This is a genomic window from Marinospirillum insulare DSM 21763, from assembly GCF_000686905.1.
GTDB classification, from domain to species: domain Bacteria; phylum Pseudomonadota; class Gammaproteobacteria; order Pseudomonadales; family Halomonadaceae; genus Marinospirillum; species Marinospirillum insulare.
On record NZ_JMLW01000009.1, the window covers coordinates 72652 to 97008 of the forward strand.

Below are 24357 nucleotides of genomic sequence, written 5' to 3' on the forward strand. Positions count from 1 at the left end.
TCCTTACTAATTATAGTAGACCTAGTACTACCTGAGATGAAGCATTCGCTTGACCGAGTGCAGCAACACCTGCTTGCTGTAGTACTTGTTGCTTAGCAAGGTTAGATGTTTCAACCGCAAAGTCAGCATCTTGAACACGGCTACGTGCAGCTTGTAGGTTTTCAGAGTAAGTCTGGTTACCAGAGATTACTGCTTCAAAACGGTTCATAACCGCACCAAAGGTTGCACGAATTTCAGAGATACCATCAATGGCAGCACGCGTACCAGAAATAGCAGCTTGTGCAGACCCTTGTGTTTCAATACCGATAGTTCCGCTAGCGAGTAGGGCATCAGTCGCATTAACAATACTACTGATAACTTGCTGACCGCTACCGGTTGTCATTGCAGAGTTTAAGCCACCTGACAAACCAGCTTTCACTTGGAATCCAGAACCATTTTGGTTACCTACCTGCATGGTTAGCGCTTTTGCAGAACCATTCAGTAGTTTTTGACCGTTAAATTCAGTGGTCTCAACAATACGCGCAATTTCTTGTGTTAACTGGTTAACTTCTTTCTGTAAACCGCCGCGTGCCGCAGTGTTGTAAGTACCGTTAGCTGATTGAATGGCTAGCTCATTAATACGTTGTAGGTTGCTAGTAATTTGATCTAGTGCACCTTCAGCCGTTTGCGCCATCGAAATACCGTCACCAGCATTACGGGTTGCCATGTTCAAACCACGAATGTCTTTGGTTTGAGACTGAGCAAGGTACAAGCCAGCCGCATCATCTTTAGCTGAGTTAATACGTAAACCAGTTGATAGTCGGTTAAAGGTTTGTGATTGGGCATCTTGCGTTTTAGCAAGGTTGCGAGCGCCATTAAGTGCGCCAACGTTGGTGTTAATTACTAAAGCCATGGTGAACTCCTTAAACTTAGAAAGAATGTCCGGGGACAGTAGATGTATCGGTACTAACCAATAAAACTTTAATTTTTTTATTTACTAGTTGAAAACCTCTTCAACCCAGGCAACAAGGCGTTTGCTGCATATTTCTTCAGTGTTGCTATCTAGCACTAGTCGTATGTTTACCTCGCAACTCAAGCTTTGAAAAAGCTTCATATCGGCTATTAAATAACCTGTTAGATGGGTTTCCATTTTTTTCCAGTGCTGAAAATCTGCTTCATTACTCACCAAAACCCATTGTTGAATAGTGGTATTGCCAGCAAGGTCTTCAATAGTATTTGTAAAGGCTTCAGGTTTGCCAGAGTAAATACAAAGGTCGGGTTGCAGGCGTGCTAGCTCAATAGAATTAACCACAGCAGCATTAGCAGCTGACAGGTGGCTATAGTTTTGCACTTGCACTTGTTCTTTTAATTCATTGCTCACAAATATTTTAGTTAAGCTTTGGCCGAGGTGTATTTGTTCAGGGTTAGGGTCAGATATAAGTGTCAAAACTCTAGGGCGTTGCCGATGCTGGTGGTGCCATTTACCTGCAAGCAAATCATCAGCGTCTAAGCCAGAGCCTCGTAAAGCTAGGTTGGGGTTAAAAGCTGGATCATGAGTAAGTAGAGCAAACCAGTTTTTCTTAAATAGTTGTTTATCTTCAGGCATAAGCTGATAGTTATTGCTACCAACAAGTACAACGCTACTCAAGGGTGTCCATACTAGCTTGTTACCTGCTAAACAGAGTTTAATTTGTAAATCATTAACTGCTAATAAGCTAGTGAAGTCAGAACTAAAGCCACCTTGCTCCATAAGTTTAGAGCGTTTTACTGCAAGGCAGGCTGGATTAAGTGCATTAAAATTCTGCTCACACCAGGCTCTAGGTAGGCCGGTTACCTCTTGCTCTAAAAAGAAGTTTTCATATAAATCACCAACTAAACCATTTTTACCAAGTATTTGCCCGGCACTTAAGATGCTAGCGTTAGTTGATACTAAACGTGGTGCAGCCATAGCAATATCTGGCCTTTGTAGTTGATCTAATAATGCATCAATCCAAGTAGGCTGAACAAAACGCAGGCGATTTAAAGCAAAAATTACAAGTTCTGATTCTGAAGCAGAAATCAGTTCACGCCATGCGGCTAGTTCACCTTGCCAAGAGTGCAAGGGAACAAGCTTAGGCTGGTGGTCTTTAAAGGTTAGCTTTTCTTCAATTAACCAAGCAGTAAAATCTACTGTATCAGTAGGTATTGCCAAGTAGAGTAGAGTTTGATTTGTGGCATTACTTTTTAGATAGGATCGAATAAAATTTGCCAAATTAGTATCTAAAGCAGGTGTTGCAACTAACAAATCTGCTTTTACTGTTAGATCTGGTAAGTTGTATTGAATATTATAAACACCCTGATATAAGCCAGCATTAACATTAGCTTGATTGTAGCCGCAGCGTACCAAGTGTTGTAGTCTAATTTCGGAACCTAACTTTTCATAGTTATTACTATCTATCAATTGATCCGTATAAGGGGAACGGTTAACTAATATATAAGGTACGTGACCTATAGCCGGAATAGTCATCCTTTCAGCAAGGCGAAAAATTAAATCCTCGTTTTGTCGGTAGGCATAGGCTTGGTATCCGCCTAGGGCTTGCCATGCGTCTTTTCTGAAAGCTACGCAGCGATTAACATAATCAGTTGACCTAAGCAAGTCTAAGTTGAAGTCAGGCTTAAAGGCTGGATCTTCAGGTAAACTTGTACCCAATCTTGATTCATCATTATCTAGTTTTTTATCACTTAACTTAACTAGTACTTCATCACCATAAATAGCAAGCCAATCAGGGTTTAAATCAGCATAATCAGCTAGGTTGAAAAGTGCTTGGGGGTGCAGTTCATCACCTGGCCAGAGCTGCATTATCCAGTCTGCATCAATATCTTCTATGGCCTGATTAATTGCTTCAAAAGGGGTTGCTGCTTGTATCCATTGAATGTTTTCTTGCTTACTTAGGTCTTCAATTGGACATGGAGCAGTACTTAAGATTGTAATGCCATAATGTTTATAAATTTGTAGTTCGAAACTATCTAGTGTTGTTGCTAAGGCATTAAACAATGATTCATCAACAACAAGAAGCAGGTGAAAGGTAGGTTGATTTTTCCATGCATTATACCGCTCACCCATTAATTGACCTGTTAGCTCGTTAGGCTGAGTGCTAGTACGCCATATTTTAAATTTATCATTAATATAGAATCTATGATCATAACCTTGAGTATTTAAATTATCATAGAAACTATCATTGTCTAAAACTTTGTCAGATAATTCTTTTTCTCCGATGATTTCTAGAATTTTAGCTGTGGCTTTTTTTGTGGCGCTTAGTTCTATTGTTGGGTATACATATTTATTATTATTAGATGAAAGGTTAGTTAGTGATTCTCTTTTGTCTTCGTCATAAATTAACTCGCTTAGTGTTGAATATAAATCTTTAGCCTCACATTGTGCTACACCATCATTAGCAGCGTAAATTAACCCACCTAAAAATACTTGACGAGAAACTAGCTCTATTGTAGCGCAACCCATAGCCATACTTTCAACTGCAATACTAGACCCTGGTGAAACTGTAATGTCAGATATTAAGATAACGCTCTCAGGCCTATCAAATATGTAGGCAAAATTGTTTTCTAAGCCTAGTTTTTTTGCTAAATGATTGGCACGTTGATTACTAAAACTGACACCTGAAGGCCTATCTTTAATAATAAAAAACACCGACCTTTCTGATTCTTCATTTATTTTTGCTGCTGCTTCCATAAATGCATCTAGAGTTTTTTCATAAGTTAAAGGATCAGAAGTTGCATTCTCATGTACAGCATAGGTTGTAAAAAAACTTACTACTAAAGCTTCGTCAGGTATTGTAAGCTTTGTTTTTAAATCAATAATATTATTTAACTCTATTGTTCTATAACTATCCCAGTTTACAAGGCCAGTTATATGCTTCTGTCCTTTCCCTGTTTCCATATCATCTAAAGTATCAATGCATCGCGAGGTGGTTAGAGTAAGGTGATCAGCTATAAATTGACGTATAGAGCCTAAATTCCTTGCAACATAAGGGCTATGACATAAATGAATTGAAGGGATGTTGTTATATTTTGCCCACTGGACTAAAGTAGCCTCATGAATAAGGTATTCCTGATTAGTTAACAGGGCCTTTATATTATATTCTTCTTTTAATTTATCTAGCCCCTTGTACAGAGTTATTATTTTCTCTGTTCTTTTTTTTGCACTTTCAATAATGTAGTCAGAAAAACTAGATTGATAGTTGTTCTCTTTTAAAAATTTATCTAGCTTAGGTTTGTTTTTATCTAGTAAAGTATTTTTTAACTCTGCCTCTTCTTTTATTAATGCTTCTTCTTCGGTGCTAAAAGTGTTTTCAATAGTGATGCATTTAACATCATGGCTTTTTGCTATAGCCTTGTGAGTGGAAGTAAATAGTTTTGGTGTAATTAAGTCAAAACTAGTTTCATTTAGTAAAGGGTTAAGTATTAATATTTGGCGATCTAGTAATGTAGATATAATTGCATTTTTTTTCATGAGTTACCCTAACGTATTCTTTTCTGAGCTAAGTTAGAAATTTTACCAATCGTAGCAAATATTTCTGAATTAATGGATGTGTAGAGTGGGGTTTTATTAATATTTAAATCAGTGTTGTCAATAGAGGAAAGCCAGTTATCTGCAATATAACCTTTTGCAGCATCAGCTTTGCTATCTAAATCCCAAAAATAAAGAACTTCTTGCTGCTCACTATTGAGCGATGTAAATATCCACTTTTTTATATCATTGTTTGCAAGTTGATAAAGCCTTAGAATAAACTGTGCAGAATAAATGCTTTCAAAATGCACTACTAGAAACTTATTAATATTAGGTAACTCGGCAGCAACAATGTTTTCTTGATGATAATATGGAGCTATTTTGCTATTCCAATCTTGCATAAAACCTTGGAAGCTTTTATCGACCTCTAGCCAACTCATTAGTCTAAGCCAGGCATTTTTTCCACAGAAAGTTTGGCTTGCTACTAGATTTGCAAATTCTTCTGATGTGTAATCAGGTATACTCATTATTCACCCTTGTATTTTTAAAATATATTCTGTTATTTGGAAATCTTCTAAAGTGTCTACATCTGCAGATTGGTTAGCGCTCATTAGATAAGCATAGGTACCTGAACTATAGAGCTTGCTCAGTTTGTTTAGATAACTTCTTTGAAAAAGATACATAGCACCATTTAGTCGATAATAAGGCTCTAGGTCTTGTGTTCTTTTTAGGTTTTTAGGTTTAATAAAACCGTCCATTGAGCCGTCTGTGCCTAGGGTATTACAGAATTGGATGGGGTACTCTACTTCACATACTGAAACCACTGCTTTTGCTGACTTTTCTTCCATTAGCTGCATGGCTTCTTTTATATGCTGTGCATTCCTTAGTGGTGATGTGGGTTGAAGGATAGCAATAGTAGAGGCTTGCTGGCTATGCTCTTGTTCAAACCATTTAACCAAATGCGTTACGACATCATTGGTTGTTGCTTCATCTGATGCTAGTTCATCAGGACGTAGAAAAGGTACTTTTGCACCGTATTCTTTAGCAATTTTGGCTATGCCCTTGTCATCTGTGCTAACAAAAACATAATCAAAAACTTTACTTTTTAATGCTGCTTCTATAGTCCAGGCAATCATAGGTTTGCCTGCTAGGTCTTTGGTGTTTTTTCCTGGCAATCTTTTGCTGCCACCACGGGCTGGGATGATTGCAATTTTCATTAAAACAACCTTTCTATATCTTGCTGGGCTTTTTGGTAGTCTTTCATCTGGCCTATATCTAGCCAATAATCATAGCTGGTGTAGGTTCCTATACGCTTACCTGCTTGTCTATTTTTTTCAAGGAGTGTTGGTAAGTCTATCGGTTGCCCTGTTTTTACTTTAGCAATAATCTCTGAGTTTAATATATAAATTCCAGTATTTATTTTATAGCGATAAGTGGGTTTTTCTACCATGGTAGTAATAAGTTGCTGTTCTGTTTCTATTACACCAAAAGGAATGCGGTGTTCATCTTCTCGTACACACATGGTGGCATCAAATTTTTGTGCTTGGTGGTGTTCTAGTAGTTTAGAAAAATCTACTTTGGTAAGCACATCACCATTCATCATAATTAATGGTAGTTGAGGCAGGTCTTTAGGTAGAAGTCCTAGTGCGCCACCTGTACCCAGCGGTGTGGTTTCATGCACATAAGTAATTTTAACTCCCCACTGGCTACCATCACCAAAATGTTGGTGGATAAGTTCAGGCATATAGTGGGTGGAAATATAAAACTGATGAAAACCTTGCTTAATAAACTGGTTGATTAGGTGTTCTAGCATGGGTTTATCGCCCACACGCAGCATGGGTTTGGGGCAGTGGTCAGTTAAAGGCTGAAGGCGTGTACCAAAACCACCTGCCATAATGAATACGGGGTTAGCTTTTTTGGTGGGTTGCAAAGCTTGATGAAGTGTTTCTAAACCCGCTAGGCAGCCAGTTTCATCTAGCAAAGGCAAAGCGAGTAAATCATGCTTATCCATCAGTTTTAAGCGGTGTTCACGAGAGCTAGTCAGCGGTGCTGTAGTTGGTTTTTTGTTCATTACCTTGGCAACTAGGTCTTGCATTTCACAATCCACCAACAACCCACGACGAATATCACCATCGGTCACTGTGCCAAGTAGTTTGTTTTGTTCATCGCAAATTAAGCCAATCCGCAAAGCGGCCTTATCTATAACACGCATCGCATCACGAATTGTGGCTTGGGAATTAATTACAACTCGCTTCCAATCAGTCATTAACAATCTTCTCTTGGGTTGCAATTCGGTTAGCTGCTGGAATGATGACTTGCTGTGCAGGGACATTTTTGGCAATGCTTACACCCGCACCTATTACAGCCTGCTCACCTATTTGTATTCCCTGAATTACATTTGCACCAGTGCCGATATGTACTTGCTTAGCGGTTGTAACATTTCCGCTTAAAGTAGTGCCAGGCGCTAGGTGGTTGTGTACGCCTATTATGCAGTCGTGCTCTACTATTGCACCGGTGTTAATTAAGGTGTTTTTACCAATAGTGGCATTGGTTTGTATTATTGCGCCTGCCATTATTTGTACGCCTTCATCTAGCTTTGCGTAGCTTGAAACAAGGGCATGTGGCGAAATAACTGAAGCGAAGGAATAGCCTTGCTCGGTGAAATAATTAAACAAGTTATAACGTAAATCATTACCTGGCACAGAACCTAGGCCATTCACTAAATCAACCTCTTCTGGCCCAAAGCTGTTTAGCAATAACTTATCCTCAGTTATTTGCTGTAAACCTGCTAAAAGGCTAGTGGGCTGAATAATGTCTGGCGTTACTACAGCCAAGAGTGGTTGCTTGGTTGCAAAAAGAATTTCTGCTAGCACCGAAGCATGACCACCTGCTCCTAACATCACTAAAGGCTTAGCCATGAATAAGCTCGCCTTCTGCATAGTTTTGCTGTGCAGTTTTTCCTAATAAAGACCAATATAAATAGGGTGATAAACCATCGCCTGGGCGTTTTGTGGTTAAGTTTTGTTCGGTAAACAATTCGCCAGCTTGTATGCTACTGGCTGTAACTAAGCTTTTACGCGCTATGGCTTGGTTTTTTATTTCTGAAGGTTGTGGGCTTTTAATGCCGCTGCCTAATGCCTGTTCAACATCACGTATGGCTTGCACCATAGCGGTTAATTCGTCTGGCTCTAAAGATGCTTTATGGTCTGGGCCTGGTAGGGTTTTATCTAGGGTGAAGTGTTTTTCAATTAGCTGTGCGCCTAAAGCGGTGGCTGCTATCGGAATGTTGATACCGGCGGTATGGTCTGAATAACCTACGGTTAGCCCAAAGGCGCTGGCTAAGGTTTGCATGGCTTTTAGGTTAACGTCTTTAATGGGCGCTGGGTATTCTGTTGTGCAGTGTAATAGGGTAACTTTTTCTTTCAGTGCTGCTTGCCCCGCTTGGCTGGCATAAGCTAGCGCAAAGGCTTCTTCGCTGGGCTGCTCGGTTGCCTTGCTGGTTAAACCAAAAGCAATTACTGCTAAGGCGTTTTCAACTTCAGCTAGGCTAGCCATGCCAGTCGAGACAATTAAATCACAGCCAGTTTGGGCGTGTTTTAGTACAAAAGGTGCATTGGTTAGTTCGCCTGAAGGAATTTTTAGGGTTTTAAGCTGTAAGTTATTCACCAAAAACTCTAAACTTTCTTGGTCAAAAGCGGTAGATAAAAACTCTATGCCTAATTTTTGACAATAAGCCACTAGCTCATGATGGGTTGCATAATCTAGCTCTAAGCGACTTAGCATAGAAAACTGCGATTCTGAAACGCCAGTATTGCGAGCTTGGTATTCAGCTTGTTGCGCACTTTGGGTGACTAGGTTTTTGGCTTTAAAGGTTTGGAATTTAACAACATCCGCACCCGCAGCATGGGCGGCATCAATTAGTTTGAAAGCCAACTCTGCACTGCCATTATGGTTAACGCCTGCTTCAGCAATGATTTTAATACTCATATTATTTCCTTAATTAGCATAAAAGCTTCAGCAGCATGACAATTGCTTTGTGCACCTCTTAGAGTAGCTAAGGCTTCTAGTGCTTTACGACTGCGTGGAAAAGGGAAGTTACCCATTTCTGACTGGTATATTTCCATAATATCGAGCTTTTTTTGTATGTAAGCAGATATATCTACATAGACATTTGGGCGAAAACCACCATCTTCTGGTTTCATACCAAAATCAGTTTCAGAAATGGTTTCGTAGGCCAGTACCCTTTTAATAAAAGGATAACGAAAAGATTTGGTAGCAGACATAGCTGCATCAAAAACTAGTTCGTGATCACTGTGTGCATCATTTCGGTAGGTTACGTAAACAGTCTGAGGCTTTACTTCATTAATAACTTTGCTAATTCCACCTATCAATTTACCTATTGGTAAAGTTTCTAAAGCTGCTGGTGGTAAGCCAAGCTGGCTTACAGAGTCAAAGCCATACTGTTCAGCCACTAATTTGATTTCATTGTTTCGTGTAGTAATTTGGTTTTTACTAAAACCGCTTGCTTCAGACATGCCAGTGACGAGTAACCAATGAATCTGGCAGCCCTCTGCTTTATGACGTAACAAAGCACCGGCACAACCCAAGGTTTCATCATCAGCGTGGGGTGCAATGACTAGAATTTTATTCATAAATAATCACCAACTTTAATACTTTCAGCGAGCTGCGGCTGCTCTATCCATAACGCACTTGTATCAGCGCATTTTACTAAAACCTTGGTATTGTCTAGTTCTAAAATACGACCTGGTTCAATATGCTTTGAAAAGGTAGTCTCTGTTAAATAGGTTTTTTGTAATATCAAATGCCGCTCATGGAAAACAAACTCAGCCCCTGGGTAAGGTGGCGATAAAGCACGTACTAAATTATGGATACTATCGGCCTGCATTCGCCAATCAATTAAACCATCTGCTCGTGTACGCTTGCGCCAATAAGTTGCTTTGCTGGGGTCTTGAGGAGAAAATCTGGCTGTTTTACTAGCTAAAGCTCTACTAAATTCAATTATTTGTTCAGTTGAAATAGTTAAAAGCTTAGTATAAAGGCTTGTAGCATTATCTTCAGGTTCAATAGTAACTATTTCTTGGCTTAAAATAGGTCCTGAATCTGCACCTTCATCCATTTTAAAAAAGGTAGAAGCTGTCTCTTTTAAACCAAGAGCAAGCGCCCAAATGATTGGGTGCCTTCCCCTAGCTTTTGGAAGTGGTGCGGGGTGATAACCAATTGCACCATAAGACGCTAAATCAAGCGTTTCTTTATCAAGCAAATAACTCCAACCGAAACAATAAATCACATCTGGCTTATGTTTTTTTAAAAAAGTTAGGCTTAGCTCTTTTTGGCTCGGGTTTTCATAATGAAATGGGATATTATTATCTTTGCAAAGCGGTGCTAAATCTACAAAGTCAGCATTTACAACTGATTGTTGCTTAGTAACGACTGCAACAACTTCAATTTTTTCCGCTTTAAGAGTAAGTAGAGTCTCTAAAGCCTTATAACTGGATTGTACACAACCTATAAACCCAATTTTCATTCATCACACTCCATGTCATAAAATGATTTTTCTAAGAGGTTATCTAAAGAGTGTGAAAGCAGTTGTTTTACAATCTTTTCTGAAGCATTGCCACTACCGTAGGGATTTATAGCTTTACGGCAACTTTCTTGGAAGTCTGGGTTTAATATTTTTTTCATTGCTGCCAAGATTTCTGTTTTACTTTCACCACAACTTACTACGGTTTCACCACATAAGCGTCCTTTTTGCCGATTGCCTATGTTTAGTGTTGGTACACCAAAGGTTGGCGCTTCAATTAAGCCACTTGAAGAATTTCCGAGAACCGCAACGCAATGCTTTAATGCACTCAAGTATTTTAATTGCCCTAATGACCTGACTAAAAACACTCTATCTGGATGCAGTTCTTGGTATTTGTCTAAAATTTTTATAAGTCGCCGACCATCTGTATCTGCATTAGGGTAAGAAATAATTGCTTGATATTCTGGATACTCATCAAGCGCAGCTAGCAAATATTCGAGTGATATTGAGCCACCTCCAACCTCCAATGTAACTGGATGGTAGGTAACAACAAAGTAAGGTTTATCTAAATTAAAACCAACTGCGCTGGATAATTCTTTTTTAGAAATTAGCGGTAGTTTTTTTATGCTATCTATGCCAGGCGCACCTGTGTTGAACACTAGTTCTGGATGCTCTCCTAACTGAATGACTCTTTTTCGGTAAGCTTCTGTAGCAGTAAAGTGAAGGTGCGCCATCTTAGTAATTGAATGGCGCACAGCTTCATCAATTAAGCCTTCTGTTGTTTCGCCACCATGAATATGAGCTATGGGCACACGTGCAATCATTGCCGCCTGAGACACTGCCATGGATTCAAAGCGGTCACCTAAAACAACCAACAAGTCAGGCTGGTTTCTTTCAAAAGCTTCAGCAGCACTAATCGTAGCTAAGGCCATAGATTTACTTATTGCTACAGGTGAATCTGAAGATAAAAGAAAATCCAAACGCTCAGTAACCAAAAAGCCATCTTCTTCAATTTGCTTAACTGTATAACCAAACTCTGGTGATAGGTGCATACCACCAACCATTAATTGCAAACTAACTTCTGGTGCTTCATGTAGGTACTTTATTACCCAATAGAGCAATCCATATTCAGCGCGAGTACCTGTAAAAACAGCGATTTTTTTCATGGTTATTTTGCCTCTACAGGCAGGCGCATGGGTAATGCTACGGGCGGTAAGCTCATGCGCTGTGCTTGCGCCATAGCAAACTCACGCCAAAAGGGCCATAGGTGATAGCTAGCATTTTTTAATGCAAATTCATCGAGTGCATCTTGATTATTTAATAGTTCTTCATTTTGAACTAAGTAATCAATCGAGTAGTTGGCTTCTATTTTTGCTACTACGTCTTGATTGTTCTTAGCTTTAAGGTAACGCAGACCAACAGTGATTTTAACTCTGAATATTTTGTATTGTGCGTTTTGGTTTGTAATCTCTAAAACCATGGAACTGGTTACAGCATGTCTAAATTGAATGTTTAGGCTGTTTTTTGCTGTAATGGTTTGTTTGGGTTCAAAATCATTCATTAGCTCAGCTTGAACAGAGTTTTGAAAAAGACTTTCAAACTCTAAATTTTGCTGGGCTAATTTTAGCTGGTCTGTAGCCATGGTATTACTCATTTACTACTGCTAGGTTTTGGTATTCACGTAGGTTATGTACCTTAGCCGTACTTTTTGCTGTGGGTGTTTTATTTTCTAACGTCTGCCATTTCTCTGTAGTTTGCTTAAAATGCGTACCAAAACCCACGTAGCTAGCTAACACGTTTGCCAGTAAAGCATTTAAACTGACAGCTTCTTCTTCTGCCTTGATAGCTAAACTTTGATGCAGGCCACGGGGCAGGCGTAGTGTTACCCTTCCGCTGTAGTCGGCTACAGCGTTTTGCAGTGGTTGTGGAAAGGGTCTTCCAAGTTCTGTGTGCATTTCTGCAAGGGTTTCTATGCTATCTAAAGCTAAGGCATAAGCTTCTTCGTGGGTGTCTGCGTATTCTGCAAGACTTGGAAGCTCTTTTACTTTTGCTTCGTAACAGGTTTCGCCTTCAAACTCACCTAAACGAATTTCTATTGTGTATTTACTGGAGTTAACTTTAGTCATTTTTTTGCTCTTCTAACGATGAAAGCTCACCTTCAAAATTTTCTAGTGTTTTGATAACCCTCTGTACATAGACAGGTTTAATTTGTGGGTTTTTACCATGATCGCAATTAAAGCTACCACCTAAAAACTCTCTAAGATTTGGGTGAATATAAAGTTTATGTCCGCCACGACGCCCATCACGAACTATAAACCCAAGCTTTTGTAATATTTCTATAAGCTCATTACAGCGGGTGCTTTTTTTCTTTTGCTTAAGCGTTGTAATTGCGTAGCTAACTTTCATTTCACTAATCCATTGACGCTGCACATGGTGTCATTTTTAGGTTTTTCAAGCAAGAAGAGCGAACCTATTACCTTTGATATAAAGAAACATAGAAGGGTTTATATTACCGGCGAGCTAGGTAGATTCACTAGCCTGGCTTCAGCCCATTCTGAATGGGTTAGGTCACCACGCAGCGCATCAGCAAACATGGGTAGGCGGTGCATTAGCTGCCATACCGGGCGGGTCATTACGCCTTGGGCATTGGTGGTTTCTAGCAGCTGGTTGCGGCTGGCTAAATCTGGGCAAACAATGGCGTTTAACCAATAGTTTGAATGCGCATAGTCTGGTTCTTTAACAAACTGGTAATCGGTAGCGGCAAAAAAGCTTTGGTAGTTTTCCGCAATTTTACGCTTGTTAGCTAACATGCTTTCTAGCTGTTCCATTTGCGCACAACCTAACGCGGCATTTAAATTGGGCATGCGGTAATTAAAGCCTGCTTCGTCGTGGTAAAACTCGTAAGCATGTGGCGCTTTGGCGGTTGTGGTGATGTGCTTGGCGCGAATGCCGTCTGCTACTTCGCGGCACAACAACATGCCGCCGCCACCCGTTGTAATCACTTTATTGCCGTTAAAACTTAATGCAGCAAAGCGCCCTAAGGTGCCTGTGTGCTGGCCTTTATAAAAAGAGCCAAGGCTTTCTGCGGCATCTTCAATTAGAGTTAAATTCCATTCTTGGCAAAGGGTAAGCAATTCATCTAACTGCACTGGATGACCAAAGGTGTGCATGGGCAAGATGGCTTTAATGGCTGCTCCTGTGGGTTTATGTCGGCAGTTTCCATCTGTGTCTAGCATGGCATGGACTGCTAACCAGCTTGCAGTGGCTTGGGGGCATAAACCAAAAGAGTCTGGCGCTATATCTATAAAAATGGGTTTAGCGCCTAGGTGATGAATGGCGTTGCAGGTGGCAACAAAAGTCAGTGCTTGGGTTATGACTAAATCACCAGCTTTTACATCGGCTAAATGCAATGCGGTATGCAGCGCAGCGGTGCCATTCACGGTTGCTATGGCACGGTTAGCTTGGGTAAAGATTTGAATTTTTTGCTCGAATTCATCAACAAATTTACCCACGCTAGACACAAAAGTACTGGTAATGGTTTCGGCTAGGTAGGCTTGTTCGTTACCAGCAAAGGTTGGGGCGTGAAGTGGAATAAATTCTTGGGTAGCGTAAAGGTCTCTAACAAATTTCACTAGCTGAGTGGGCATCTTATTCATTCTTTACATCTTACCATCTAGGTATTTACCGGTTTCTTTATGCCCAAAATCTGGCAGCATTTTAAAGAAGAGTTTAACTAAATCGTCTTTTTCCCAAGCTAAATTAGTTTTCATGGTTTGTATGCTGGCTTCAAACATCTGCAATAGCTCTGGGTCAAATTCTGGTTGATTTTTGATAATGCCTAAGTTGCTAAAGCGTTGCATATCCAAGGTTTCAGCGGCAGTGTAAAACTCTTCAAAGTCTTTTTCGCCGGTGGTGTCGCTGCCTGTAAATAAGCAAGGCCACTGACCTTGTTCGGGCAGTGTTTTGGCTAGCTTGCGTGCTTCATCTTCCGTGGCGCATAGCACAGGCTCGTAGCCTTTTTGTTCCAGGTATTTAACAGCGATATCAGCAAAGGATATTAGGTGCAGGTTTTCGCTTAATTTAGGAAAGAAAATATCCCGATTTTCACCAAAAATACACGACATAAGGCAGAGTTCGCCAGATTCTTGAGGGGTAACAAAGTAGCGTTTAATATCATTGGGCGCAACGATGGGCTGACGTTTTTCTAAACGCTGATTAAAACCATGCAGTAAAGAACCATCTGAAAAAGCCACGTTAGCAAAGCGAGCAGTAGAAATTTCAATATCTAAACTACGGCGCATTAAAAACATTTCCATAATACGCTTAGACGCACCCATCATATTGACAGGGTTAGCCGCCTTGTCGGTAGAAACACAAAAGTACTTTTTAACACCTTTAGCTATGCATTGTTGCAACGTTTTATCAGTGTTAAAGACGTTAACATCAATCATGCGCATTAGGGTGTAAGGGTCTTTTTCACTGCGAACATGCTTAAGTGCAGACAGGTTAAGAACATAGTCGAACTGCCCATCGGCTTTAAAAAAAGCATCGTATTCAAGCGAGCCAATATCTAAAGCAAAGGTTTGAAAGTCACCCTCGATATAGCCAAAAGAGCTCCGAATATCCCTAACCAACTCCACTAGGTTGTTTTCACTGATATCAACCACATGCAGCTTTTTAGGGTGGCGCTTGAAGATTTCTTTAACCACCGCCTGGCCGATAGAACCTGCACCACCTAAAACCAAAAAGCGTGAAGAGGAGACTACTTTAGACAGTTTTTTACTGTTTGTAGCTAAATCCTCAGAGAAAAGAGCGTGTGAACGTCCGATGAGAGGAAGCATTTTAAAACCCAAGTAACTAATGGTTAATGTACTACTGTTTTTTCAGTAGGCTGCGCATCATTTTTAACCTATCCATTTCACTTGAAACTTTACTTTCCTCTAGGTCATAACAATATTGGCAATCAACTAAAGCTGACCTAGCTGAATCTATTTCAGCTTCTGTAAGAAAATCTTTATACTTTCCTATATTTTTTAAAGACTTACTAGGATCAAGGTGTTTGCCTTCTAATGTTAAGTTGTTTGCATCAAGATCAAGAAAATTAAGTATTTTCAGTTTTGTATCTTGATAGTTTTTTATAAGGTCTTCGAAGCGTAAAAAGAAAACATTTTTATCACCTTTATACTTTTCATAAAGTTGTTTCCGTTGTTTTTCTTGGTCAATAACAAAATCTTTAGCCGAGGTGAAGCCTTTTACTATCCAGAAAAATGTAGAGTGCTTTTGGCAGTCTGCTATTTGGTCTAAAATATTTCTTTCAACAATTATAAGTTTTGATTTTGTAAATAATTTTTGCCATGTTTCTTTATCAGAATAATTAGCTATTGCTTGATCAAAAACTAGGTGTGTTTTTTCTTTATTGTTATGTATTTTAGAAATTGAATCTATGTAATTTCTAAAATGATCTGAAAATAGTTCGCTTTTGTTTTTTGATTTGTTGTTTACATCAAACAAATAACTTGTTTTTTGTAATAGGTCCACACCAATATATTTGATTTGCTCTTGAAATATTTCTGGGAGCATATCAGTATTACTAAATGAGTTAATTACAGTGCTTCTTATTAGGTTTTCTTTTAGAGTGTCAAGTTTTTTTTGTGGGCTGGTGTCAATAGCTTTAATAATTTCATCTACCCACCCTAAACTGTATGCATGAAACTCTGGAAGCCCTTCAGTAGTGTTGTCAGGCATCATTTGAACTTTGCTATGCTGCCTTAGTAAATCACATACTGCACTAGATCCTGAGTACCAAAGACCAGAGATTAAAACTTTATTCATTGAAATCCTTTAATAATTAATTATGCGTTATTTAGTATTTTAGTTATATCGCTAGCTTTTGGTTTTACTAGGTTATTACCAGCTCTACATGGATCATACATCTCACCTTCTAGTGCCAGCAAACTCTCTAAGTTAGGAATATAGCTTTTAACCTTTTCAGCAACTGCTAGTTTTGTATTTAGCTCTAAAAACATATCATAGAGGGCTTCTGGTTCTGCTTTTCTCGTGAGGGCTTGGGCTAGTTCTGTAAACCGCCCATCGTTAGCTATTAGGTTAAGTTTACACACTTCCGGCATGGTGAAGGCACAAGCCAAACCGTGCGGCACACCAAAATGTGCTGTTAGTGGATAAGAGATAGAGTGGCATAAAGCTGTACGGGTGTGGCTAATGGCTAATCCCGCTAATAAGCTGGCTTCAGCCATTTGGTCACGTTCTAGTTTGCCGCCTTTACCAGCAACTAAAATAGGTAAGGCGTTTAGCCCTAACTGTAATGAACGGGTTGCATAACCCAAAGTTAAACTATTAGCATTTTTATTCCAAACAGATTCAGCGGCTTGGTTAATGGTATCTAACCCCGTTGATAGCGTTACACTAAGTGGCAGGCTATCGGTTAATTCAGCATCAATAATGGCAACGCTTGGGAAGACGTTATCGCCACCCAAAGATAACTTCTTGTGAATTTCATGGTGCCAAACTGTAGCAAAAGGTGTTACTTCACTGCCGGTGCCAGCCGTGGTTGGTAAGGCATAAAGGGGTAGTTGTTTAGCGTCTGGGTGCAGGTCTGGGTTTGCTAGCAATTCTGCTAATGTATTTTTACCTTCAACAGCTAACCCTAGGCGTAAAACCTTGGCAGCATCCATGGCACTACCACCACCAAAAGCAACAATAACGTCAACTTGTAGCGATTCAAGCTGGTTAATATCTGCTTGAAGGTCTGTTAATCCAGGGTTTTCTTTAACTGTGTCTAGCCAAGTAACTCTATTGTTTTCAGCCACCTTAGCTAAAATTGTGTCCTCTAAAAACTGTGCTTTACCACGCAGGGAGGTAACAATTAAAAGCTTTTTATCTTTAAGCTGGTCAACCAATTGAACACGGCTTCCACGCCCAGCAAAAGTCTTTACAGGGTTATAGAACTGCCATTGGTTAAAGGTTTCATTCATTTTGCAACCCAATCCATAAAGGCGTGTTTATTTTCAATAGGTGTGCTTGTGGGTCTACCAAGGTCATCACGTGACCCGGTTGTAATACGTACTTCAAGCAATACTGGGCCTTTTTGTTTAACTAGCTCTTGCCAGCATTGGGTTAATTCTTCTAAGTTAGAAGCGACTGCATAAGCGGTATAACCACTGGCTAGGGCAATGGCTTTAAAATCGGTGGTGTCAGCGGCAGTGGGTTGACCCCCAACCGATTCATGAGCAGCATTGTTTAACAAAACATGCACTAGGTTAGCCGGTGCAATACTGCCTACTATGGGTAAAGCGCCCAAGTGCATCAATAGTGAACCATCACCGTCTAAACAGACCACTTGTTTATTAGGCTTGCCCATGGCAACACCTAAAGCGATGGATAGAGTATGCCCCATTCCACCCACGGCTATAAAATCCCTTTGTTGTTCTTTTCTTTGCGCTCTTAATTCAAATACTTCGCGTGAGGTTTTGCCCGTGGTAGAAACCACGCAAGCATCACCCATTAAAGGCAGTAAAGCATTTAAAGCTTCTTCACGCTTAAGACTCGATTGCATGGAAGGTTTGCGTTGGCTTTTATAACTGGCAAAAGCACCTTTTTTGACCAACAAAGCAACAGGCGCTTGGGTGGTATCGAGTTGTTGCTTAGCCCAACTTGCCAAGTCAGTAGCATTGGAGTCTTTATCAACCACTTGGTAAGGAATCTCTAATAGCTCTAACTGCTCAGCGGTAATACGCCCTTGCTTAATATGCTGGGGTTCATCTTTAACATCAGGCTCACCACGCCAACCCACAATTAGTAGCATAGGAATGCTGTAAACTTCTTTGTCAGCTATGGAAGTAAGTGGGTTAATAACATTGCCTAACCCAGAGTTTTGTAGGTACACCACGGCAGCTTTGCCAGTTGCCATGTGGTAGCCAGTTGCCATACCCACTGCATTACCTTCATTGGCGGTAATGGTGTGCTTACCAGCAACACCTAGGTCATCAACATAAGCACAAAAATCAGCTAATAAAGAATCGGGCACACCGGCATAATAATCCATGCCTTGCTCAGCTAGGCAGTCTACAAACTGCTTAGGGTCTATCATTGTTTTAATACCTGCATTATTTAGTGCCTGGAATCAGTTCAAGAATGTCTTTAATGGATAGCATACGTGCATCACATTCTGCTGAGCGTTGGTTAGTCAGTATAGATTTAGCAGTATCCATCATGGCTGGGTAAGCACTACGTAATAACTGGTTGGCATAAATAACAATATTTACGCCACGGTCTTGTAATTCTTGTTCAGTGACAGTGTTGTAGCTTGAAGGTACAACCACTAAAGGCTTACGGTTTGGCAAAGTAGCGTAACGATCACAAAATTCAAAAATTTCATCGGGTGTTTTTTCACGGCTGTGAATCATAATCCCGTCAGCACCAGCAGCTAGGTAAGCTTGGGCTCTTTCAAAGGCATCGTTTTGGCCTTTACCTAAAATCAAGCTTTCAATGCGTGCAATAATCATAAAATCATCAGTGCATTGGGCTTTTTTACCGGCTTTAATTTTTTCACAAAAACCTTCAATGCTGTCTTGGGTTTGAGGCACATCGTTACCAAATAAAGAGTTTTTCTTTAAGCCAGTTTTGTCTTCAATAATTACCGCAGAAACACCCAAGCGTTCTAGGGTTTTTACTGTGAATTTAAAGTGTTCTGTTTGGCCACCGGTATCAGCATCATAAATAATCGGCTTAGTGGTAACTTCAAGCACTTCATTTAAAGTAGTCATACGTGCAGACACATCTACAGCTTCAATGTCGGGCTTACCTTTGGCTGTGGAATCAGTTAAAGAACTGCCCCACATACCATCAAATTGACGCTGCCCTTGGGGGGTGTCAATCGCAGCATGTTCGATGATTAAACCGCTTAGTGCATTGTGAATATCTAAAAAACGTAACAAAGGTTTAACCTGTAGCATACGCCGCAAAGATTTTAAGCGAATTTCAGGGGTAGTACCGATTTCTTTTAAGGCTTTATTCAGCTGGGTAGAAGAAATGCCTTTTGTGTAAGGCACCTCGATTAACTGCCCGCCCCATTCTGCTAAAGCATCTATGACCTTAGCACGAGTTTGGCTTTGAACACCTTCTTTCCAATCATCACCATGAACAACAAAGTCGGGTTGGTATTTACGCAAGTTAGGCACGTAATCAAGGGTTTCTTGTGGTACTACTTGGCTAACACCCTTAATGTTTTCAATCACAATTTTACGTTGGCTGAACTCCATGTAGGGAATGCGCTTGTAGCTAGCAATGGCAGCATCTGTGAGCAAACCAACCATCACTTCGCCGTGCTTAGCGGCTTCCTGTAAAATATTTAAGTGACCTGGGTGGACCAAGTCTGCGCTCATACCAACGTAAACTTTCTTCATTTTAAAATTTTTAACCTTATAAAATGTTTTACTCTACCCCAATATTGCTTGTTCTAACCGCTTAGTAATATTGGTAATAGCTTGTTTTTGTAACTTTTTATCGACTTTAGGAATATACACAGCGCCTTTAGTCTTCGAGTCTGCGCTAAAGTGTATATCAATAGCGTCTGTATAGTCAGCCCAACTTGTGTTGGCTAAAGTATGCTCTGTATAAACGGCAACTTTACATTCAGTTAAGCTTTTCAGTTGTTTAGCTAAGCCTTTGCTAAAGCCTACCTCTTCACCAAAAAATATAACTAGGTCTGCATCGGCACGGGCTAGTTCTATTAAGTTAGGCAACTCATAGTCTTTGGCTAGCAGTTCGATAGTACTACTGCTGATGCGAACTTTTCCATTTTCTTCAATTTCTTTTAAAAAGTACCCAAGTGTGCCAATTAACTTAGTGCAATTGCTGTCTATATGAAGGGGCACAAGCAAAACTCTAAGTTGTTGGCGGAAAGCTGGGTGCCAAGTAGTAACAAGTGAGATTTGTGGTAAATGACCACTATTCCGTAATTCTAAATTTAGGTTATGTGCTGGGTCATGGGTTAACACATCAAACCAATCTTTATAAAGGCTAGGTAACTCTTTGTGTTTTAGCTCATCTTTTTGTTGTTTTATCAAACCTTGGCAAGCAACATTTGCATAGGGTGTCCAATGCAAATTTAGTCCTTTTAGTTGCATACGTAGCCCAAGATCAGCAAGGTAAAAACAGTTAGGGTAATTAGTATTTAGGCCAAACGTTTCAAAGTTTTTACGACTAATAAGTACACAGCTAGCATTAAGTGCACTAAAGTTTTGATCGCACCAAGCACGTGGTTGGTTGTTTAAATCTTGCTCAAGGTGAAAGTTTTGAAAAAGATCATCCACATCACCATTCATACCTAACACTTGCCCGGCACTAAAAATACGCCCGCTGGGCCTTACTAACCTAGGCGCTACCAAAGCAACTTTAGGTCTTTGCCCATGCATAACTAAACGCTCTAGCCAATCCAATTGTACACAGTGAATATCACTTTCTAACAAGCAATAAAAATCTGCATTAGGTTGAGTGGCTGCTAGTTGAGTGTAGGCAGCTACTTTAGAGTTTGTTGAACCTAACTCAATGGTTTCAATCAGCTCAGAGTTAACCAGTTCTTTTGGAAGTGAGTTAATTAACTCTTTGGGTGCGCCTAGGCAAAGCTTCCAATTAGGGTAGCTAGTGGTTTGTAAAATAGATTGAATACAGTCTGTTACGGCTTCATGCCATTCAAGTATAGGCAGCAATAGCACAACGCTAGGTTGGTTAGTTAAGGGGTACTTAACCTGCCAAGTGACAGGTTTTAAACCAGGCAAAACCTCTATATCCTTATGCCCACAACGTTGCAAGTGTTCTTGACGTATTAAACTACCAGTCATTTCAACGATTTCTGATTTTAACGTTTCATCTAGCACTGAACCGCGATGATTAGCAATCATAGGGATATGCCCAATGGTTGATGAGTTCATGCGTTCAGTTAGACGAAGTAAAAAATCTTCATTTTGTACATAGGCAAGGCTAGACAAACCTTCTAAACCAAGAATGGCATCACGCCTTAAGGCAACACATTGTCCAATGTAATTAGTAGAAAGCAGCAGTTCATGATTAAAATCTGGTTTAAAGTTTGGGCTATCGTGGTGGTCTTCATCGGCATAAATTGCCAGCCAATCGGGTTTAAAGTTGGCATAGTCAGCAAAGTTAAACAGTGCATCGGGTAGTAGCTGATCACCCGGTTGCAACAAGATTACCCAGTCGCTCTCTACCTCGTTAATAACAGTATTAAGCTTATCAAAAGGTTGTTCAGCCACTATCCACTGTAAGTTGCTTAGGGTTAATAATGACTCGTCTGGGCAGGCGGCCGAGCTAATAATGCTAATACCATAGTGTTGATAAGCTTGGTTATCTAAACTGACTAACGAATTTGCTAAAGCACCAAATAATGATGCATCAACAATATAAATAAGGTGAAAGCTTGGCTGTGAATGCCACATAGTTTGCATGCGCTCAGTCATTAACTGCTCATCGACTGGCAAGGCTTCTTTATGCTTTAACCAAGTGCTATAAACATCTTCTTCAGAAAAACGCTCATCAAACGTTAGCAATTTCTGCACATTGCGCCAATGAAAGCGTAAGGGGTTATTCGCATTGTTTAACAAATCATCAGTACTTAAAGTGGGGTTAGCAGCTAAAAACTCTGCCCAAGCCTGCAAGTCAGCATCTATTTGCTCAACAATGTGTGCTTCACCGATTAACTCCGCCATAACCCTAGCCACCCTAAGCGAAGAACAAAAATCTCTGCCTGGGCCTGTTAATTGGTTAGAGGATCTTTGTGCTTCTCTTATAGCTTCTAATTCATTTGGTTGGGTTAATAGCTTATGAACAAACTCTACTGCTTCACTAGTATGTGTATGCGCTACCTGAGCTTCAGGGCCATAAGCAAAAGGCTCCCAAAGTTCTTCAAAAATATGAATATAAGGCACTTCACAAAGAATTGCCTCGCTAGAAATAGTTGACTTAGGAGAAAGGACTAAAGTAGAGGAAGCAACATAGGGTTCCGCATGATCAAACACATAGCGTAGCTGTTTAGAGGTTAAGCCTTGTTTAGACGCTTCAAGAGCCACAAAATCATCCATAAACTGCTGGTTGCCAGGTCGGTCTTTAATAATAAATACCGTTTCAGGCAAGCTTTTTATTAATTTAGCAGCTAATGCTATAAAATTTTGAATGCCTTTAAGGTGAGGGTCTGGTAGTTTTGGGTCATGTATTAAACTAGTATTACGAAAGGTAGGAAAAAAAGTAACCAGTTGCTGATTTATAGTTAAACCCAAGTGAGCACGGAAGTTAGCAATTTGCGCTTCACCAGTTAACAGTGCGTACTTGTCCCAAGAAGGCATACCCGTAATTTCTAATTTGGGTGGGTTAGGCAACTTATTAAAAGCATGTTGTAAAGAATCGACTTCGTTAGGGCAGGCGGTAGTCATTACATCGGTAGCAAAATCCCAATAAGCACCACCCGGCTCGCTTAAAATAAGCCCATGGTTAATGTGCAGGGTCGGAACACCTTGCTGACTAGACCAATCACGCATAATACGTTCACGCGGGAAAGCCTCGTTAGAAGTGAAAAAACCAATTAACTGATAGTCTTCTTGGGCCTCTTCTAAAGCATCAATTAGCTCTAAGCTAACAGGCAGGCTTCTTTCTAACAGCGCTTTAACTTCTTTTTGGTAAGGCTCAGTAACTTCACCGCTAAAGTCTAACTGTTTAACCTTCTTTTCATATTCACTTAACAGCGCCGATCTATCGGTAACCTTAGACTGCAAAGGCTTAACCGAAACTAAGTCGGTAACCAGCTTATTGGCAGAAGCAGCATCAAAAAAAGTAGCAGGTACAAGCAAAGTAACCGGCTCGGTATAGTAATGGAGTAGGTCCATTAAATCGGTACTGGTACGCTGGATAGAAGGTAAAAGAATCGCTTTAGGCTGGTTAGTAGAAATACTCATAAATCTTTATCTTTTAGCAAAGAAGCCAATTGAACAGACAGCTTCATATTAATGGCAGAACCCAGGTTGATGCCTTTGTAGGTTAGCAGGTCAGAAGAAGGGTCAGTGGTGGATTTTAGAGCGTTAAACAAGATTAAAGGTTTTGGATTACCCTTATTAACAGGTACAGGTATGTTTTCAGAAAACCTGCTGGCTTGTTTAGTTAAATGATTATTTAAAATAAAGCTGGTAGTTAGTGTGTTTTTTTCTAAATACTCTGCACGTTTTATAAAAATGTTTTTATCATGCTTTTTTGAGAATGCTACAATGTTTTTTAATGTTTTTGTTAAGCTATCAGGATTGATTAATTTTTTCGAGATACTCATATTTACTACAGCCTTATATTCTATTAGTACCCTAGTTTTTTTGAATTTTCAATACAATGTTCTTCTATATATTTTAAGTTATCACCATAAAATTTTTTGTAATTATTTATTTTGTTGCCTTTAGGTTGGTATTGCTTATCAACATAACTTGTAATGTCGTTTTTTACTGGTAACGATAGCTTATAAGACAGTTTTTCTATAGAATCTTTTTTGTTAGCTAAAAAGTCCTCGTATTTAAATAATATAAAATCATTTTTGTTTTTTAAATAAGTATCAGAGGATAGTTTCCAGCGATAAGCTAGAGAATCAATATAGGATTTAGAACAGTAATCTAGCCAACAAGAATCTAAGTTAATTTGCCAAGCGGGTGATTTTTTTAGCTCGGGCCAATCATTAACAATTAGGTTTTCAAGATTGCCAGGGATTTTTAAACGATCTAAAATACTTCGAATATTATCTTTTGGTTCTCTAACAATTATTACAAACTTAGCATTAGGGAAGCATCTTTTTAAATCATAGTATTCAAAAGTTAACCCTGGTTCTTTAACTATATCATTACAAAAAAAATCTTGATATTGAAAAACATAGTCTTCAAAGTTTTCAATATTATATTTTCTTAGTATCTTACTATAAGGTCTTTTAATTCCTGGATTCAACTCTCAAGTGCAACTCATTAAACTAGGATTGGATGGCAAGCTGCTGTAGCATCTTATGCTTTTCAATCGACCAAGAATGAGAAGCAAACATGAGACACTACACACAGCTCACCAGAGAGCAACGATACCAAATATCTGCCCTGCTTGATAACAATTTAACCCAAACTGAGATCGCTAAAACGCTTGGTGTTCACAAATCAACCATTAGTCGAGAGCTTAAACGTAATACAGGCAAACGTGGATATCGGCCTAAACAGGCTCACGAATTTACCGAAGAAAGGATCAAACAACGCTCAAAAAAACGCTTTATTGAGCCTATTTGGGGTGTTGT

23 protein-coding genes are annotated in these 24357 nt (G+C 39.7%); 1 reads left to right on the forward strand and 22 read right to left on the reverse strand.

Annotated elements, in window-relative coordinates:
• Nucleotides 1-10: 10 nt before the first annotated feature.
• From BP27_RS0105165 to BP27_RS15310, 22 genes are all read right to left on the reverse strand, one after another.
• Nucleotides 11-892: a flagellin N-terminal helical domain-containing protein gene (locus BP27_RS0105165; RefSeq protein ID WP_027850642.1), complete on the reverse strand. Its 882-nt coding sequence runs from the start codon at nucleotides 890-892 to the stop codon at nucleotides 11-13.
• A gap of 84 nt (nucleotides 893-976) precedes the next feature.
• Nucleotides 977-4486 (reverse strand): hypothetical protein, encoded by a 3510-nt coding sequence (locus BP27_RS0105170; protein WP_027850643.1) that lies wholly within the window; start codon nucleotides 4484-4486, stop codon nucleotides 977-979.
• A gap of 8 nt (nucleotides 4487-4494) precedes the next feature.
• Nucleotides 4495-5010 carry a hypothetical protein gene (locus BP27_RS0105175; RefSeq protein WP_027850644.1) on the reverse strand — a complete coding sequence of 172 codons (516 nt, stop codon included), beginning with the start codon at nucleotides 5008-5010 and terminating at the stop codon, nucleotides 4495-4497.
• Between the two features lie 3 nt (nucleotides 5011-5013).
• Entirely contained in the window at nucleotides 5014-5700 is a 687-nt protein-coding gene (gene pseF / locus BP27_RS0105180; protein ID WP_027850645.1) for a pseudaminic acid cytidylyltransferase, read from the reverse strand.
• Nucleotides 5700-6749: a nucleotidyltransferase family protein gene (locus BP27_RS0105185; protein ID WP_027850646.1), complete on the reverse strand. Its 1050-nt coding sequence runs from the start codon at nucleotides 6747-6749 to the stop codon at nucleotides 5700-5702. The genes pseF and BP27_RS0105185 overlap by 1 nt, the downstream gene beginning before the upstream one ends.
• Complete coding sequence (locus BP27_RS0105190) at nucleotides 6742-7401, reverse strand: acetyltransferase (protein ID WP_027850647.1); 660 nt, start codon at nucleotides 7399-7401, stop codon at nucleotides 6742-6744. Before BP27_RS0105190 ends, BP27_RS0105185 begins: the two co-directional genes overlap by 8 nt.
• Nucleotides 7394-8470, reverse strand: a complete 1077-nt coding sequence (neuB, locus tag BP27_RS0105195; protein ID WP_027850648.1) for an N-acetylneuraminate synthase — start codon at nucleotides 8468-8470, stop codon at nucleotides 7394-7396. Before neuB ends, BP27_RS0105190 begins: the two co-directional genes overlap by 8 nt.
• A complete protein-coding gene (locus tag BP27_RS0105200; protein WP_027850649.1) occupies nucleotides 8467-9135 on the reverse strand; it encodes a PIG-L deacetylase family protein in 669 nt (222 codons plus the stop codon). Before BP27_RS0105200 ends, neuB begins: the two co-directional genes overlap by 4 nt.
• Nucleotides 9132-10028, reverse strand: coding sequence for a methionyl-tRNA formyltransferase (locus BP27_RS0105205; protein ID WP_027850650.1), 897 nt, complete (start codon nucleotides 10026-10028; stop codon nucleotides 9132-9134). Before BP27_RS0105205 ends, BP27_RS0105200 begins: the two co-directional genes overlap by 4 nt.
• Nucleotides 10025-11191 carry a UDP-N-acetylglucosamine 2-epimerase gene (neuC, locus tag BP27_RS0105210; protein WP_027850651.1) on the reverse strand — a complete coding sequence of 389 codons (1167 nt, stop codon included), beginning with the start codon at nucleotides 11189-11191 and terminating at the stop codon, nucleotides 10025-10027. Before neuC ends, BP27_RS0105205 begins: the two co-directional genes overlap by 4 nt.
• A 2-nt stretch (nucleotides 11192-11193) precedes the next feature.
• Complete coding sequence (locus BP27_RS0105215) at nucleotides 11194-11679, reverse strand: hypothetical protein (RefSeq protein ID WP_027850652.1); 486 nt, start codon at nucleotides 11677-11679, stop codon at nucleotides 11194-11196.
• The gene (locus tag BP27_RS17100; RefSeq protein WP_051610338.1) at nucleotides 11672-12151 is read right to left on the reverse strand and encodes a toxin-antitoxin system HicB family antitoxin; all 480 of its coding nucleotides are present in this window, start codon (nucleotides 12149-12151) and stop codon (nucleotides 11672-11674) included. Before BP27_RS17100 ends, BP27_RS0105215 begins: the two co-directional genes overlap by 8 nt.
• The gene (locus BP27_RS0105225) at nucleotides 12144-12431 is read right to left on the reverse strand and encodes a type II toxin-antitoxin system HicA family toxin (protein ID WP_036239441.1); all 288 of its coding nucleotides are present in this window, start codon (nucleotides 12429-12431) and stop codon (nucleotides 12144-12146) included. The genes BP27_RS17100 and BP27_RS0105225 overlap by 8 nt, the downstream gene beginning before the upstream one ends.
• Nucleotides 12432-12529: 98 nt before the next feature.
• Entirely contained in the window at nucleotides 12530-13681 is a 1152-nt protein-coding gene (locus BP27_RS0105230) for a LegC family aminotransferase (protein ID WP_245597811.1), read from the reverse strand.
• Nucleotides 13682-13684: 3 nt separating this feature from the next.
• Nucleotides 13685-14866, reverse strand: coding sequence for a UDP-N-acetylglucosamine 4,6-dehydratase (locus BP27_RS0105235; RefSeq protein ID WP_036239444.1), 1182 nt, complete (start codon nucleotides 14864-14866; stop codon nucleotides 13685-13687).
• 31 nt (nucleotides 14867-14897) lie between these two features.
• On the reverse strand, nucleotides 14898-15857 hold the full coding sequence (locus BP27_RS0105240) for a sulfotransferase (protein ID WP_027850656.1): 960 nt from the start codon (nucleotides 15855-15857) through the stop codon (nucleotides 14898-14900).
• A gap of 20 nt (nucleotides 15858-15877) precedes the next feature.
• The gene (locus BP27_RS0105245; RefSeq protein WP_027850657.1) at nucleotides 15878-17017 is read right to left on the reverse strand and encodes a phosphonoacetaldehyde reductase; all 1140 of its coding nucleotides are present in this window, start codon (nucleotides 17015-17017) and stop codon (nucleotides 15878-15880) included.
• The gene (aepY, locus tag BP27_RS0105250) at nucleotides 17014-18132 is read right to left on the reverse strand and encodes a phosphonopyruvate decarboxylase (RefSeq protein WP_027850658.1); all 1119 of its coding nucleotides are present in this window, start codon (nucleotides 18130-18132) and stop codon (nucleotides 17014-17016) included. The genes BP27_RS0105245 and aepY overlap by 4 nt, the downstream gene beginning before the upstream one ends.
• 16 nt (nucleotides 18133-18148) lie before the next feature.
• Nucleotides 18149-19447 carry a phosphoenolpyruvate mutase gene (aepX, locus tag BP27_RS0105255; RefSeq protein WP_027850659.1) on the reverse strand — a complete coding sequence of 433 codons (1299 nt, stop codon included), beginning with the start codon at nucleotides 19445-19447 and terminating at the stop codon, nucleotides 18149-18151.
• Between the two features lie 33 nt (nucleotides 19448-19480).
• On the reverse strand, nucleotides 19481-23005 hold the full coding sequence (locus BP27_RS0105260) for a hypothetical protein (protein ID WP_027850660.1): 3525 nt from the start codon (nucleotides 23003-23005) through the stop codon (nucleotides 19481-19483).
• Complete coding sequence (locus BP27_RS0105265) at nucleotides 23002-23370, reverse strand: hypothetical protein (protein WP_027850661.1); 369 nt, start codon at nucleotides 23368-23370, stop codon at nucleotides 23002-23004. The genes BP27_RS0105260 and BP27_RS0105265 overlap by 4 nt, the downstream gene beginning before the upstream one ends.
• 23 nt (nucleotides 23371-23393) lie before the next feature.
• A complete protein-coding gene (locus BP27_RS15310; protein WP_051610340.1) occupies nucleotides 23394-24026 on the reverse strand; it encodes a sulfotransferase in 633 nt (210 codons plus the stop codon).
• A gap of 89 nt (nucleotides 24027-24115) precedes the next feature.
• Between BP27_RS15310 and BP27_RS0105275 the strand changes: the two genes are divergently transcribed.
• A partial coding sequence (locus BP27_RS0105275) for a helix-turn-helix domain-containing protein (protein ID WP_027850396.1) occupies nucleotides 24116-24357 on the forward strand: 242 nt, incomplete at its 3' end.